Source organism: Orbaceae bacterium BiB, from assembly GCA_036251205.1.
Lineage (GTDB): Bacteria > Pseudomonadota > Gammaproteobacteria > Enterobacterales > Orbaceae > Orbus > Orbus mooreae.
Map to the genome: position 1 here is coordinate 1,028,347 of CP133958.1, position 15,333 is coordinate 1,043,679.

Here is a 15,333-nt window from a genome sequence, read left to right on the forward strand (position 1 = left end):
ATCTTAGATTTCAATATTAAGTGTAAACCAAGTCAGTAAAAGGCTTAATAAAGTGTTTTGTATCGCAGTAAATAAACGGTAAATATGTAAAATGACAATTAATTTTACGTATTAAGTCGCAAAATAGTGATTATTTTTAACATACACGTAATGTATTTGATATTGTCTACATATCATCTATTTATTGTGTTTATGTTATGAATTCATTTGGGTTTTCACTTTTAGAGTTATTGATTGTTATTGCGATTAGTGCAATTCTCGCTTCGATAGGTGTCAGTAGTTGGCGAGATATTCAGTTGCGTAGTGAGTTATCTGGTACAACATTTGAACTTATCGCTTTTTTAAATGAAGTTAAAGTTAATGCCAATATTCACAATATAAACCATTTTGTATATTTATTACAAAATGGGGCGAGTAATTGGTGTTTGGCTGTAACGCTTAAAAATAAACCTACAGATTGCCAAACGAAGTTCCAATTTATATCGACTAACAACATTGAAATAAGCGGATTAACCACTCAATCGACATTAATATTTTATGGTCAGCGAAGCATGGCCCAAGCCACAACAATACGATTAAAAAATAGTATTGGTGAAAGCAGAATCATTGTTTCAAACAAAGGACGGGTTCGTTATTGCAGCTATAACACCTACTTAACCTCAGTTTCGTTTAAGGAAAAAAAAAAGGGAACTATTCATCTGAACACGGATCAAATTGAATAACGACAAACAAATTAATCCCAAAGTACTCAGATGAATGAGGATAAAATAACGTCAATTTTTGTCGATGTCGATGATTTTTGCCAATCAATACTCAAAAATTGGTATGAATATCAAAAAAGAGTCCACCATCGAAAGCGTATTCGCCATCAACAGCTCACAGAAAGTGAAATCATCACCATCATGCTACTTTTCCATTTGTCACATTACCGCAATTTTAAACAATTTTATCTGTTATCGATTAAAAGCAGTTTATCTGAATTCTTCCCAAGTGCGATGAGTTATCCTCGAATGGTGATTGTGTACTAGCTCAAACCTGAACTGACAGTCAGCTCTATGCCAAAAGCGGATTCCTAAGGTTTCATTATCTAACATTATCTAGAATTGATTTGAATAATTCAATAGTTCTCCAGATATCATCATGTGTATCGCCATCCCAATCAGGAAGTGTGGCTAACTCAGCTTTGAGCTCTTTTATCAAGATATGTGCATCGGCAATTTCATCCTTTCGACACTTTGATGCTATACGAGATATCGCTTTCGAAGAGAGATTGGAGTAAGGTGATAACTTGGAGCGCTCTGTTGCAATTAATTTTTGTAATTTACGCATATGATCTATATTTCCAGAGTACTGGGTAGGGTAGTGAAGGTTATGTTGCATGATAATCCATCCTAAATCAATAGGTTAAGGAAAATTATGAATATCTATCCATCGATCCTTCGGGATAACAGTCCATAATTAAATCTCTACATAACAAAAGATTTGATTGAGTTATGTCTGCGAAAACTATCAGTTAGAGTCTGAGCTAATACATTTCAGTCATTTGTATTTTTAACTATCATCTAGATTCAATAATGATGACATTTTTCTATTTATTGCAGCTCTTTTTAATCCTTTGTCGTTAATTTTAATTATTATAGCAATCTCGATTAATCTACGTTCAAGTAAAAAATAGTATATGTAAATAAAAAAAAGACTCGATGAATAATCATCAAGTCTTTTTTATTGTTAGGCTCCAATTAGTTGTTTTGCTAACGCCACTTCAACGCTATCACTTTCAGAATTAAGAATATCTAATCCCGAGTCAGGCATATCACCCGACGTACTTTGTGATACTGCTATTTTTTGTGCCATTAATGACAAACAACTGGTTTGTGCTGAATTTTCGTACCCCAAATAGATAACTTTAACATCATTCTTTTGGCCAATCCGAAAAGAGCGCTTTGCTGCTTGTTGAAGCGTATACACATTAAACCCGGTTTGGAGAAAGATGATCGTTGGAAAATCGAGTAAATCAAGACCCGTTTTAACGAGTTCTGGGTTAGTTAACACAATATCAAATCCCCTATCGACTTTATCCATGACCCAATCCTCCCTTTTTTCAGGTGGTTCACTTGATTTAAGTACCGCAACTTTAAGTCCTGCTTGTGCAAGAATCAGTCGTAGCCGTGGCGTTAAATCTCGTGTTCCTGTATATGTGGTATAAACGAGTGTTTTTCTCCCTTTTGCTTTCTCTGCCAAACAGAGTTCAACTAGGCGTGCCTCTTTTGGCGAACATTCGATAATCCCAAAATGATTGGGTTCATTATCAAAAACAGCCGGCACAAAAATAAGCGTGTCCTTTGTTCTAGGATGTCTGACCTCTTCATCCCTGGCACAACAATCTGGCCAAGCCAGTAACGCATTAAGTACCACGCCCATTAAGGTCGTATCACGTTTTGCTAATGCTGACCGCAGCGCTGCCGTTAATGTTGAAGATAGTTTATCGTATTCTTCACGTTGATATTCAGACATGTGCACCTCAATATACTGCTCCTCATAGTTAGGCAAAATATTGTCACCAATATCCTTCAGTCTTAAGAAAACGGTATATGGCAATACATATCGCAGTATTCCTTTAGGACCAAACCCTGGCGCTTTTTGTGTCCTTTTCGTTACTTGATTACCTTTCGCTGTTTTATGGCTAACGGAATCACGCTCAGTAAAGACTTGCTTTAAAATGCCATGGTCTTCCATAAACTTCATGGCAGCTACGCCTAATGAGCCACGCCCATTAACGGTATACCCATCTTCAATCATTTTTGAGGTTAATGCCCGAAAGAGTAAAAAAAATAAATCATCGGCATAGCCGCCCATTAATGTACCAGTTAAGAGGAGTACTTTCTTAACTTGACTGGCCAGCACCCCCATCGCCTGTCCTTGCGCTGAGCTTTGATTTTTATATTCGTGACTTTCGTCCACAATCAATAAATCAAAGCAGTCTTTGGGTAAATATCGTTTGATAAATTCGGTTGCTTGATAAGCTCCCTCACCAAAACCAAACTCCAAATTGGCCAGCGCTCGTTCCATCCGCCTTGCTTGTTTATCGGTAAAGACAAACTCACCGGACGAATCCATTAAGTTAACAAAGTCTGCTGCATTATCTGACAGCATATCCGAGATAAAATCATCCCCAAATGTTGACAGTAATGTTTCAGCTCGAACAGGGCCTATTGTTGGTATCTGGCACATCGATTTTTTTACTCTATCCCGAAACGTCGTTTTCGTCGCTCGAGTCGGTCTCATTAATGTCCACAGCGGTTTATGACAACCTGGACACTTGATTCGACGCTCCATCGCATTAAACCGATCCGCTGAATAAGGTTCACCTTCATCATCTCGGTAAACGTGAAAACAATCCGCACAACTCACCGCATGGATTGTGGTGTACCTGGTAATGACGTCACCTTTATCGTTATGGGCATTGTGCTTTTGATACACCTTTTTAAGCACAAAGGCATTACGCCAGTGATAACCCATCCGCATTCTAACGCGTCCCAGAATAAAATATTCAGGCCCACTTGGCTCGATATGATCACCCAGCTCATCACGCAGCAGTAATAACTTCATTAAGGTATCTGCGCCATTAAGTACCCACACTTTAGCATTTGGTACGGTTTGTAAAATCTCCCGACGCCATTTATAAACCAAATGAGGGGGAGAAATAATTAAATGACGACGATAGTTTTCCTCATGAAACATCACATAAGATGCAGCAATCGCCATCATTGTTTTTCCTGTGCCCATCTCGGCATTAATAATACCCGCCGGTTCATTATTGTCTAAAAGCAATGTCGTGATTGCTTGGACAACATGTGCTTGCGCTGAAAACGGTTTTCTCATCAATGAGTCCATGATTTGCTGCCGGTTAACAGATGCCTTTTCCACCTGGTACACTGGTGGATTTGACGCATTTAAACTGGCTAACAGTGAATCTTTAAACTCTGCAATGAAATCCGTTAACGCAATGGTTTTAGGTGCATTATTTAGTGTATTAATAGTCGCTTGTTCCATTTTTAATCCTCAATATGTTAAGTCAATATATAAAAAGGGAAACAAGCCCATAAGGGCGTCTCCCCTTATGGGTTTATCATCAGAATTAATAACTCAATCTACTTAGTATTCACTTGGCAACATCAATGTAGTAATAAAGCCTTGTTCGATGCCATGCCATTCAGTCATAATCCATAGTTTAACGTCATCGTTAATACGATAACTGGCAAAAAGACGGTCATTCTTTTGCCCTTGTTTAACCGCCCGGTCATTGAGTTTTTTATCACTATTATCCATATCACCCCAATCACCCTTTTTATAACGGGTAAATGCGTCATATATAGCACATGCAATCGTGAAATCCTCGTCACATAACGCCTTAATCGTTCTAGTGCAAACTGTTTGCCCTACTTTAACGAGGTCATCATCGTTATCTAGCGGTTGATGTTCATGATTATCATGGTTAACGTGATAATTTTCATCATCAATAGTCGATGCCGAATCCGGCGCGTGAGCCTCATCATCGAGTTTCGTTTCATTAACCTGGCTTGAAATCACCAGTAATGATCCAAACGTCGTTGAATGTGGCGTAAAATCCCACGCTTTAATCGACGGGATAAATTTGTCGGTTAATGTCGTTATCATTTCCACATTCTCACCATTTTCGTCTGATTTTGTTTCCGTGGTTTTCGTTTGTACTTTGTAAGTATCCCCTTTAATCACATAGGTTTTACCTGTTTGTGAGTTCACCACGCCGGCAATTTCACCTGCTGCAAGTGCAAGTGATAAATGCCAATCTGACATTTGACACAGAGGTCTGCGCTGGCTTTTATGCAAACTTTGGGTAAACGCCTGTTTATCTGTCCAAAGCCCCAGAACGTGATTAAGGCTTTCTTCAAACTCCCCTTGAGTAAAGGGCAGCTTGTAAAATGCTTTAATCTCAGGTTCATTCGGCTCGGGTACACTATACCGTCGCTCACAAATCCCCTCGCCCACCTCTTTTGGCATAAACTCACCGTCAAAAATGGTTTTAAATAACGCCTTGACGTGATTTTTTTGTTCAAGCGTAATCTCTGCTTGACGTACCTTTTTACCCATAATAACAATTTGTTTAAATTGTTTATCACTGGCACTAAAGACCGTGATATCCGTAAACTGACTACTGAGCCAATTGGATACCATCTCATCTAGCTGCGTAAAGGGAATAATAAAAACTAAAATGCCATCGTATTGCAGTAAAGGAACCGTAAATCGATAGAAGATTTTCTCCAGTCGCTTATAGTCCTTTTGATAGTTTACGATAGCGCCCGTATTTTCCCGGGTTAAATCGCCATAAGGCGGATTTAAAAAGAGTAACCCAAAGGACTGCGGTGATATCACCGTGTCAAATAAATCACTACGTAAAACCCGGTCACATCGCTTTTTGGCAATATCAGCCCGCGCTTCGTTAAATTCAACACCAAACAGTGAAGCTTGTGTACTGATAGAATACGCCAGGTAACTCGCAGCGCGTCCTTCTCCGACACAAGGGTCAAGGACCCTGATTGGTTTGTCGTCTCGCTTTAAACATTGAACAATGCCTTTAATCGTTGCATCATCCGTTGGGTAATAGCCATTTTTTGCTAAGTTATGCGCTACGCGCGGTGAAACCAATGCCATAAGCACCTCGTTAATGTTAAAAGTAAAATGAAATAAAGAATTTATGTCATGAATTGAATAAGACTGACTAAAGCGTCAATACGCTTTTTTGAATTAAAAGACTGATATGCTCAGCAAGTAGATGTTCATTGATACACATTGTCATCGATTTCAGTTGACGGCATAACACCGTATTGTCTTGAATCATGTCATGCTCTTTAGCAATCGTTACCACCGACTTTTTCCAATGGTCAAGTAACGGTATTGATGTCAAATGTTTGATGCTTTCAAAGAGGCAATCATCAATAACGCCCTGAGACGTCTCACTGTCAAACATTAAAATCGTACTTTGCGAAGTTCGGCAAGGCGTTTTCGTTCGACTATCGAATATCCAGGCGTGATTGAGCGTGCCAAATAGTGGATGTTGGAATTTTTGTGTGCGCTTGTCGTACTCCCTATCTTTAGTCAGTTTTGCATGGGTTAGTAGATTTAAATGATTGAGTAATCGAATTTCTGCTAACCCCATGTTACTTGAACTGCCGATAGTGATTTTACCTAAAAGCTCCTGCATGGCGGTATCTCTTCCCCAAACGGATAAGAAAATCAGATTGTCATCTGAGTCAACCACGCAGCCATCACACATTAAATCCGGAATATCTTTTAATATTAACGTTGATATTGTCTTCATAGAATTTCCCCTAATGATAAATTAAAGAGAAATTCAATTCGCTAGGCGTTGAATTTCTCCTAGCAAGTTAAGTTAAACCTGACGTTAAAACTGTTCAGGTAATGATGTTTTACGCTTTTGCAAATGAGAACAGGTCTGTTTTGTCCAAATTTGCGTTTTATAATCAAACTGGTAATTTAACGCCTTAAGCCTGGAACTTTGCTCTCTTAATTTCAATCTATCTTCCGTTGAATCAAGACGAACTTCATCCCCTAATGGCCAAAGTACACCAAATAAAGCACCATCATTGCAATCACTAGCGCTTGATGTCACTGTGCGTTCTATCAGTTTAGTTTTATTGTCAGACGGTAATAAATTATCACTCGGCTTACTGATAACAGCATTTTGCAAAGTAGCCTTATGATGTCCGTCATTAAACCCGGTTGATAGCTCTTCATCGCTAGCCGGGTCATGTTCAGGTATTGCGGTTAATGATTTTTCTTCATCGGTTAATACCGCATTATCATTGAGCACCATATCATTAAGCCTTGCTTGAATCTCATAAACGGCTCTGTTTTGATAGAGATACGAATAAGGCTTAATTTCCATAATAATAAACGTACCCTCATATTTACCTTCTTCGTATTGCTCAATGCGTTTATCTTTAATGGTAAAATCGCCAATACTGGTCACCAGCTTAGCTTTATTAAATGTGCCGTATTTACCCTGTTTTTGGGAAATAACAAGCGTACCAGGGAGTGAAATCATAATAATGACCTTGTATGATATAAATAGAGCTAATTAGTTCAAACGAAAATAATTAGCTCCAGTGGTTAATGGATAACAGCATTGTGTTTCTTCTGCTGTGTGTGATAGTGTCTTACTTTTTCTCGCCATTCATGATTCATTTCATATCTAGCAAGTAAAAGAAATTCCAGTGGACAATCAAAATAATTGGGAAAGGCAAACTCACTCTGATGAGCGTAACACCATTCACCGTTTTTATTTTCAATCGTGGTACATTTGATATAGTAATGCTTACCGGCTTGTAGCAAATCCCGATAATCTTTTAAAACATTAAATAACATGACGGACCATAATACAGTTACACCACCGTGCTTACTGACATGATATATTAAGGTTTTCTCTTCATAATATTCACTCAGTTCAGTCTGTTTGATTAAACCATCAATTAGCTCAGATTTGGTATGAACACGAGAAACCATCCATTTCATTTTTTTCATCATAACCTCTTAACAATTAGAAAATTAAAGGAGGTCATCATCCGAAAGGCATGAATAACCGCCTTTCGGGGAAATAAAATTAAAAAAAATTACATATAGGGTATATGCATGTGTTCACGAACCAGTGAGCTTAATGAATTTAACATATCATCAGGAATAAAGGCTTTTCCTAAAACCAAGGCTTCAAAAAAAGTATCCGATGTGATGATGTACGTTTGAAACATGAAATTCTCCTTATAAAAAAAGAGGAACTTCATGCCCACAGGGATGAAATTCCCCTGTGGGTTTAAGATAAGTTAATGTGAACTCAACATCATAGTGATGCCACCAACCTACGAAAGCAGTGAGTTTGTTGGTTAAAGGCGCTTAGAATTAGACTCACTAAGCTGAGTTGTGATCACCTTAAACAAGGCACGTCCAATGTTACTTGCAACGTGTGAGAATTGACGATCATCTTCTCATTGTTTGCCACTAAAAAGCAGCAGAAACAAATTTAGTATAACAATTTAATGAATAAATTCAACATGGGGATAATCAATTTAGTCAATCCCCTCATGTCGAAATGAAGGGATTGCAATTAATTAATGCGCTGCTTTGCATCGTTGTAAACATTTAAAGATTCTCGCTTACCTACCGCTAACACTTTGATAATAATAAGCTCGTCAATAACTTGATAGACCATCCTAAACCCAGATGCCCTCAATTTTATTTTGAAACACCCAGACAGCGAACCACTTAACTTAGCCGATTCAATATAGGGGTTAATCTGAAGTTTTTTTTAACTTTTTTTTAAATTGAAGTTGTATACTCCGATCTAATTTATTCCATTCTTTAAATGCCCTTTCATCGAATACGACATTAAAGGTCATCAACATTTACCTCAATAGTTTTACCTGGATTTCGGAGTCTATCTTCAGCAATTTTAAGAATATCTTCATCTTCATCCTCATCAATAAATAGATTCACTTCCTTAAAAGGTAATCTCTTATTACTGGCGACATACCGCAAAAAACTACGAATAGCTTCATTTGGCTCAATATTCATCTGATTAAAAACAGAAAATGATTCATCCCTAAGTTTATCATCAATTCTGATTTGTATAGATTTATTACCCATAATTTATTCTCCACAACATAAGTGCATTGCAACATGTATTGCACCCATGATAATGTAGTTTAAAAAAAAGCAAGTTACCTTGCTTTTTTTGTGTTGATTAAGCGACCTGACTTTCATCATTATTTAATTGAGTGGGTGCCAGCGTTTCTGATGATTCATCTTTTTCAGAATACTTCAATTCCCCATCGATTCTAATGCTTGATACTTTAAGTAATCGAGCTTTTAAACTTACGCCAGTTTGACCTTGTTTGTCACCCTTCGTGTAAGTAAATGTTTCAGAATATAAATCACCTAAACAAAAACTGATGAGAATTTTTTTCTTCAAATCTGAAGCTTCAATACATTTTGCAATCAAATGTTTTGCTTTTTCACCAGTCACATTACATTCAAAATAAGTATACTCCGCATCTTCACTATTGCCTCGTAGTGCTGCAATTGAACAAGATAGATAAGGATTACCTTTTTTAACTTGAACCTCACGAATTCGATTAACATAACCAAGACCTGTAATATGTAAATCAAAAAATTGTTTAGTTGTTGTGTTGTTAGTTGAATTAGTCATAATTTTCTCCAAATTTGTAAAATAAAAAAGGAGAATTTCTGCCCGATAGGGATAAAATTCCCCTATGGGTGAGTAAACGGTAAGTTAATGTGAACTCAACATCGAATCGATGTCATCAACCTGCGAAAGCAGTGAGTTTGTTGATTAAAGGATGTGGTTACCTTAAACAAGGCACGTCCAATGTTACTTGCAACGTGTGAGGATTAATAACCATCGCCTCGGGCTGTTTGTTACTGAAAGTAACGAGAACAGATTTTATTATACTAATTTTATATAGAATTTCAATCATAGAATGATATAAGTTAACTTCAGCACTATTTAACTTATTCAAAATTAAATGATAAACCATTCATGAGTATATAAATAGCTGACTACCCTACTTACCCAACCTACCAAAATTTATTCTTTCTCTTGCCATCACAAACTGACATGCTATGATTTAATCGATAGTAAATATAAATATTAATTAAATAAGAAAGCAAACGGAATAGTGCAACATGTATGTCTATCAATTACTGTCAACCAAAGCATGGCAACAGCAAGAAGAAGCTTATCAATTGGCTCGCGAGGCAGGGCAGGGATATTTACCTAAACCCAAACGCATTAAACACTTTTATGATACGGGCTATGATGACATTGTTAAACAATTAGTCTCTGAGCCAGAGAGTTGTAAAAACTTCTATCCGGTTTTACAGCAAGTCGGGTTACCTTACCAAAGTTATTATCATAAAATTCCCGATCAAGTATCCAAGGTATTAAAAACAGCCTTATTTACTGAATCCGCGATACTGATTGAGTTACCACCACAAAGTGGCCATTATGTTGAATCGTCAACTAGCGAACAATTCGACACCCTGCCATCGCTTATCAAAAAAGAGCCCTACTATGAACCGGATAACAGTTGGTTAGTGGTTGATTTGGTTAATCATCAGCCAGAACTAATGGATATTCGTGATGGTAAGGATAGCCAGCAAACGATTACCAAAGTACAAACAAGCCCTAACGAAATATTTTTAAGGCATGGCGATACCTTTTCGGTTAGTGAAGTACTGCCGAAAGTGCATCTATTCATTGGCGGCAACCAAGGTGAAACCGATTTAACACTACGCGGTGAAAAATCACTGCGGGTTAAAAAGCTAGCACAGAAATGGCTGGATGAACTCAGTACGCTATTACGCTCAGGTAACTCCCCCTTTACCATAGAACAAGATGAAGCGCTGGTCAGCGCCATCAATTATGGTTTTTCGCCTCAGCATTACTCACCGATAAAAAAACTCGATGATAAAAGTCCATTTCGTCCCGATGAGCGCATTGGCGCCCTATTTTATCAAGTCGTATTAGTGCTTAACCAAACTCAATTTATTACCGCTACCGAGCGTATCGGTGATTTGGGGTATGACGAGAGTGAAGGTGCCATTACTGACCCCGTATTACTCAAACAAGCCATCAAAGCACTACACCATCTTCGTCATAGCGACGGTTATGATAAAACGGATTATGCTTACAAGAGTGACCTACTTGCCAAAATTGCCCGTGAATACTTAAATAAACCATTAATACTCGATGGTACCGGGCAAGATAATGATTATGAAACAAAACTCAAACAACAAATTAATCACGATATACAGGCCGATGAACTCAAGGATATTGATAGCCTTTACTTCAATGCCATTAAACTACTCAAACACCTGCGCGAACCTGGATTGATTAAGCATGTACAGACCCGACGTGAATATCGATTAAAGGCAACAAAACTTAATTATCAATATATTGCGTTGCCGCAAGCTGAAGGATTTTATCTTCAGTACCACAAAGACCATAAATACGCCATCACCTCGGTAAGCCAAGGATACCGTTTTATCGGTCGGTTTAATCCGCAAGGGCTTGCCGATATCAAAGTGCCACAAAAATGGGCAAAAATTGATGATTGGCAGCTCGCTACCGCCGCTGTCGATGTGTCATTTATAGATGAGTACTTTAGTGATATTGAACAACATCATCTCAGCAATGCCAGTCAAGGAATAACGACAGGTAGCCTCTTAGGCCCAACCGGTATGTTGATTGGCGGCATATCTGGCTACCTTTACGGTGATGAAATTAAATCGACCTATACAAAATATGAAAATCAGATTTTGGGGGCGGCGCAAGTTGCCGGAGGTGTATTAACGCTGGCGGCTGCCGGCGCCATTGAGAGCGGGTCACTCGGCACGGGTACTGCCGTAGCTGTTGCCTTAGGGTTTGTCGGTAGTGATGCCATCGCAGCAGGTATAAGTCGGATGTTAACCGATAAAGAAGTTACTACCCTTGGGGAAGATATGATTGCCTGGTCAGAGCTGGTACCTAAAGGCTATGAAGGCATTACTTATGGGCTAGTTGATTTAGCGTTAGGTAGTAAAATAATGTTTCTGAGCAAAGTGCCGTCAGCTACGCGCAATATTGTCTCGATTAAATACCTCCCCCCTGCTGGGCAAAAATCTTCGTTAATGAGAGATGTCAAAGTCTATATTGATAAGCTGTCTAAAAATACTCAAAAGCAGCGGCATATCATAAAATATAAAAAATATGAATTTGTGACAAAAGAAATTTATTCTATATTAAAAACCGAACCAAATTCAGCGTTTTTTTGGTCAGGTAAAACAGACAACATAGGCGGAGCTGTTGTTGCAGAACAAATTGCTAAATCAAAATCGGGAACTACTTTAGAATTACTGATAAAGGAGAAAAATGTAAATATACCTGAGTGGAATTTACATGACCCTTTATCCATAAAAGCTTGGGAGGAAGTTTCCGAAGTTTACGCGACACAGGTCTCTGGAGAGGTTAAAGCTGTTGTAGGCACCCATCTACGTCCCGGTAATATATGGGAAAATATAGAACTACCTAGATTAAAAAACAACGAGAATGTTACTCAAATAATAACAATAGATCCAAAAAATAAAATTGAGAAAATAATATTTATAAGAGGTAAAGAATGAAAATAACAGGAACGAATCATTATATTAGAGTTTTATTTGATGATAACCATGAAATAGTGATAACTGGAGAATTAGTTATCGGTGGATTTTATGCAGATAAAAATAGTATAAAATTATGGGAGCAGCCCTATTCTAACGAAATAATAAATGAAGACAAGAAACAACAGATAATTAGAAATATCGAAAATTACACTAAAAATACAGAAATGAAAATTATTTTTGAATAACATATTGTTATTTTTCATTTAGCTAATTGAGATTAAATTATGAGTAATTATTATTGTAAAATATTTCTCAATGCTCCAATTACAATAGAGGAGCTGTCGCAAAAGATTAGTTCTTTTGGGAATGTTAGTTTTAACAAATTTTTTTCTGCTGAAAATGATATTTTTACTATTAATATACAATACAATAAAGAATTTAATGAAACCAATACTCAAGATTTTCCTGATGGTTTTTTATTCTATCCCTATTTTATAGAGATAGATCTTATTGATGAAGCAAAAGAATTGCAATATAAGGCATTCATCGAACAATTGTTAACTTACTTGTGGACTGAACAATATCAAATAGTCGCATCATGTGACTTTGAAGAAGAACTGCCTCATAAAGGTGGGTATAATCAACTCATAAACAAACGAATGTAACATAATTTTTTATATTTGATAGCATTAGCTGATTTTCAATGATTATTGTTCTAAATTCACTGAATTCATTCAATTATGGAACTTAGAAACATAAATACTGAATAGATTTTAGTGCAATTGGTAAAGTAGGTACTTTACTTAATACGATGACTCAAAGCACTAATTACGCCAAATATAAGAAAAATAATAGTTGATATTGTTAATCAAAAAATTGAACTCTTTTTTTCCTTGATGGAGAAATAAAAGAAGATGATAAAGAACGTATTTCAATTATTGAAACAGAGGTTATCGCTGATTTTGAAGATGGTTTTAATATTGAAACAACTATAAATAGAATTGACTACCCTAAGCCGATTATAATTGAGTATGGCTATTATGTTTATGGAAGAAAAGAAAACTAGCTGTAAATAGATACTATGCAATTTTTACAATCTTTAGATCGTTTATTCTAGTGGTATAGGCAGGTGATAAAAAGTTTTGCTTCATTTTCCACTGCCCAGTAACACCTTGTGATGCAAAAAATAATTTCGATGAACACATTTTATTAATTTTATCTAATGTGGTCATGAGTTTTTCACTTCGCAGGTTCACATTTGAGTCTGAAAATAAATCATATTGATTGGTTTCAGTCTGGCAAAAGTCATTCAATATGACACCGGCTTTTTGATATTCCCTGCCCTCAACCCATATTTGCTTAAGTAATCGATTTGCTACAGCTAATAATTTTCGGGTGTCGGAGGTTGCACTGAGTTTTTCAGATGAAGCGTTACTATAATATATTTGCTTTGAATCGAAAGGACTCGTTTTTATAAATACAGTTATGTGCTTGCAATACTGTTTATCTTCACGTAATTTTTCCGCAGCTCTTGCTGTATAATTGCTAATGGCCTCTGATAAAATAGCAATATCTGTCACTTTAGTGCCAAATGAGCGTGAACAAACAATTTGTTGTCTTGGTGCTGAAATGCTTTCGAGTGTAAGACATGATTCACCATTTAGCTCACGAATAGTTCGTTCAAGTACCACGCTAAACTGTTTTTTAGCTTCAAGTGGTGACCATTTAGCTAAATCCAATGCCGTTTTTATATTGAATTTATGGAGCTGTTGACTCAGTGATCGTCCAACGCCCCATATCTCTTCAACAGGCGTTAATGACATCAGCTTAATTTGACGACGTTGATCAGTTAAATCAACCACGCCTTGTGTTTTACTCCATTTTTTGGCTGCATAATTTGCTAATTTAGCCAATGTTTTAGTTTGGCCAATACCTACACCAACGGTTAAATGGGTATGCTGCTTGACTGCACTTCTTATTTTATGACCTAATGTGACAAATGGAATTAATTGATCTAAGGTTGTAACATCACAAAAGGCTTCATCTATACTATAAACTTCAAGTTCAGGAATTAATGATTTAATCGTATCCATTACTCGCTGAGACATATCGGCATACAGCGCATAATTACTGCTGAACACATGAATATTATTGTTTTTTAGATATGAATCAGGTAATTTAAAATAGGGATGTCCCATTTTTATCCCAAGTGCTTTAGCTTCATTTGAACGTGCGATAACGCAGCCATCATTATTGCTCAGCACAATAACTGGCTTATCTTTTAAATCCGGTCTGAATATCTTTTCACAGCTTGCATAAAAGGAATTCACATCAACATGTGCAAACATAGATTAAGTCTCATGAATAACAAATGTAACCACACCAAATATCTCTAGATCCGTTTCATCTTTCATCGTAATAGGTTCATAGTTAGGATTCATCGGTAATAATGTGATGACTTCGCCAAGTTGGAGTTTTTTAACAGTAAATTCACCGGATACAGAGGCAATTACGATATCACCATGGGTTGGAGTTTTAGCCGAATCAACAACCAGGATATCGCCTGAACTTATTTGCCCCTCAATCATCGAATCGCCTGAAGCTTTGAGTAGGTATGTTGCAGACGGATGTCTAATTAAAAGCTCGTTTAAATCAATTCGTTTCTCAACAAAATCTTGTGCAGGACTGGGAAATCCAGCTGATATAGAATCACCAAAAAAAGGAATAAGATAAAGTTTATCTTTGTAATAACTATTCATAATTATTTTAATTAAAGCCTCATCTCTGTTTATATATACAGTATAGCAATTTAATTTATGAATAAAATATCGAGACTGTGTAAAAATTGATAAAAAGTACGCATGTAACGAAAATGATGTGCTTTAATATTGTAAAGTAACAATTAATTATTGGATTGCCTTTTCCCTCAAAAAGCCTTTTGGGTTTTGCGCCCGTAGCCTTTTCCAGATAGGGCCATTCCCATTATGGCCCCATTACCATTAATTATTTACCCTTTAAACCCCTTACCATTGATACATTTACCATTATAACTTACTACCCTTGTTTTGGGCCATTTAACCCTTTTTAGCTGTTTTGTTGAGTTCGGTGATGATTTGC

At 36.8% G+C, this 15,333-nt stretch carries 16 protein-coding genes and 1 pseudogene; 5 read left to right on the forward strand and 12 right to left on the reverse strand.

Going from position 1 to position 15,333, the window contains the following annotated elements:
• Window positions 1-197: 197 nt before the first annotated feature.
• Together RHO11_04815 and RHO11_04820 are read left to right on the forward strand one after the other, a co-directional pair.
• Window positions 198-722 (forward strand): prepilin-type N-terminal cleavage/methylation domain-containing protein, encoded by a 525-nt coding sequence (locus RHO11_04815; GenBank protein ID WVD62446.1) that lies wholly within the window; start codon window positions 198-200, stop codon window positions 720-722.
• A gap of 30 nt (window positions 723-752) precedes the next feature.
• Window positions 753-1,028: a hypothetical protein gene (locus RHO11_04820; GenBank protein ID WVD62447.1), complete on the forward strand. Its 276-nt coding sequence runs from the start codon at window positions 753-755 to the stop codon at window positions 1,026-1,028.
• A 55-nt stretch (window positions 1,029-1,083) separates the two neighbouring features.
• On the opposite strand, the gene RHO11_04825 is transcribed toward RHO11_04820, so the two are convergent.
• The 10 genes and pseudogenes from RHO11_04825 to RHO11_04870 form a co-directional block, all read right to left on the reverse strand.
• On the reverse strand, window positions 1,084-1,380 hold the full coding sequence (locus RHO11_04825) for a hypothetical protein (GenBank protein WVD62448.1): 297 nt from the start codon (window positions 1,378-1,380) through the stop codon (window positions 1,084-1,086).
• A 348-nt stretch (window positions 1,381-1,728) separates the two neighbouring features.
• The gene (locus RHO11_04830) at window positions 1,729-4,053 is read right to left on the reverse strand and encodes an SNF2-related protein (GenBank protein WVD62449.1); all 2,325 of its coding nucleotides are present in this window, start codon (window positions 4,051-4,053) and stop codon (window positions 1,729-1,731) included.
• A gap of 102 nt (window positions 4,054-4,155) precedes the next feature.
• A complete protein-coding gene (locus RHO11_04835; GenBank protein WVD62852.1) occupies window positions 4,156-5,745 on the reverse strand; it encodes a DUF6094 domain-containing protein in 1,590 nt (529 codons plus the stop codon).
• A gap of 13 nt (window positions 5,746-5,758) precedes the next feature.
• The gene (locus RHO11_04840; GenBank protein ID WVD62450.1) at window positions 5,759-6,358 is read right to left on the reverse strand and encodes a hypothetical protein; all 600 of its coding nucleotides are present in this window, start codon (window positions 6,356-6,358) and stop codon (window positions 5,759-5,761) included.
• Window positions 6,359-6,442: 84 nt separating this feature from the next.
• Entirely contained in the window at window positions 6,443-7,105 is a 663-nt protein-coding gene (locus RHO11_04845) for a DUF3275 family protein (GenBank protein WVD62451.1), read from the reverse strand.
• Between the two features lie 65 nt (window positions 7,106-7,170).
• Entirely contained in the window at window positions 7,171-7,584 is a 414-nt protein-coding gene (locus RHO11_04850; protein ID WVD62452.1) for a hypothetical protein, read from the reverse strand.
• 86 nt (window positions 7,585-7,670) lie between these two features.
• Window positions 7,671-7,805: a hypothetical protein gene (locus tag RHO11_04855; GenBank protein ID WVD62453.1), complete on the reverse strand. Its 135-nt coding sequence runs from the start codon at window positions 7,803-7,805 to the stop codon at window positions 7,671-7,673.
• Window positions 7,806-8,158: 353 nt separating this feature from the next.
• Window positions 8,159-8,450 (reverse strand): annotated as a pseudogene (locus RHO11_04860) (type II toxin-antitoxin system RelE/ParE family toxin).
• The gene (locus RHO11_04865; GenBank protein WVD62454.1) at window positions 8,440-8,697 is read right to left on the reverse strand and encodes a type II toxin-antitoxin system RelB/DinJ family antitoxin; all 258 of its coding nucleotides are present in this window, start codon (window positions 8,695-8,697) and stop codon (window positions 8,440-8,442) included. Before RHO11_04865 ends, RHO11_04860 begins: the two are co-directional and overlap by 11 nt.
• Before the next feature lie 97 nt (window positions 8,698-8,794).
• Window positions 8,795-9,259: an STY4534 family ICE replication protein gene (locus RHO11_04870; protein ID WVD62455.1), complete on the reverse strand. Its 465-nt coding sequence runs from the start codon at window positions 9,257-9,259 to the stop codon at window positions 8,795-8,797.
• Window positions 9,260-9,756: 497 nt separating this feature from the next.
• Here RHO11_04870 and RHO11_04875 point away from each other — a divergent pair, with 497 nt between their 5' ends.
• From RHO11_04875 to RHO11_04885, 3 genes are read left to right on the forward strand one after another with little or no spacing between them, the layout of a single operon-like run.
• The gene (locus tag RHO11_04875) at window positions 9,757-12,234 is read left to right on the forward strand and encodes a hypothetical protein (GenBank protein ID WVD62456.1); all 2,478 of its coding nucleotides are present in this window, start codon (window positions 9,757-9,759) and stop codon (window positions 12,232-12,234) included.
• Entirely contained in the window at window positions 12,231-12,461 is a 231-nt protein-coding gene (locus RHO11_04880) for an Imm74 family immunity protein (protein WVD62457.1), read from the forward strand. Before RHO11_04875 ends, RHO11_04880 begins: the two co-directional genes overlap by 4 nt.
• 39 nt (window positions 12,462-12,500) lie before the next feature.
• Window positions 12,501-12,881: a hypothetical protein gene (locus tag RHO11_04885; GenBank protein WVD62458.1), complete on the forward strand. Its 381-nt coding sequence runs from the start codon at window positions 12,501-12,503 to the stop codon at window positions 12,879-12,881.
• A 414-nt stretch (window positions 12,882-13,295) separates the two neighbouring features.
• Here RHO11_04885 and umuC read toward each other — a convergent pair whose 3' ends face one another.
• Both umuC and umuD read right to left on the reverse strand, forming a co-directional pair.
• Window positions 13,296-14,564: a translesion error-prone DNA polymerase V subunit UmuC gene (gene umuC, locus RHO11_04890; GenBank protein WVD62459.1), complete on the reverse strand. Its 1,269-nt coding sequence runs from the start codon at window positions 14,562-14,564 to the stop codon at window positions 13,296-13,298.
• 3 nt (window positions 14,565-14,567) lie between these two features.
• Window positions 14,568-14,975, reverse strand: a complete 408-nt coding sequence (umuD, locus tag RHO11_04895; GenBank protein ID WVD62460.1) for a translesion error-prone DNA polymerase V autoproteolytic subunit — start codon at window positions 14,973-14,975, stop codon at window positions 14,568-14,570.
• Between the last annotated feature and the right edge of the window lie 358 nt (window positions 14,976-15,333).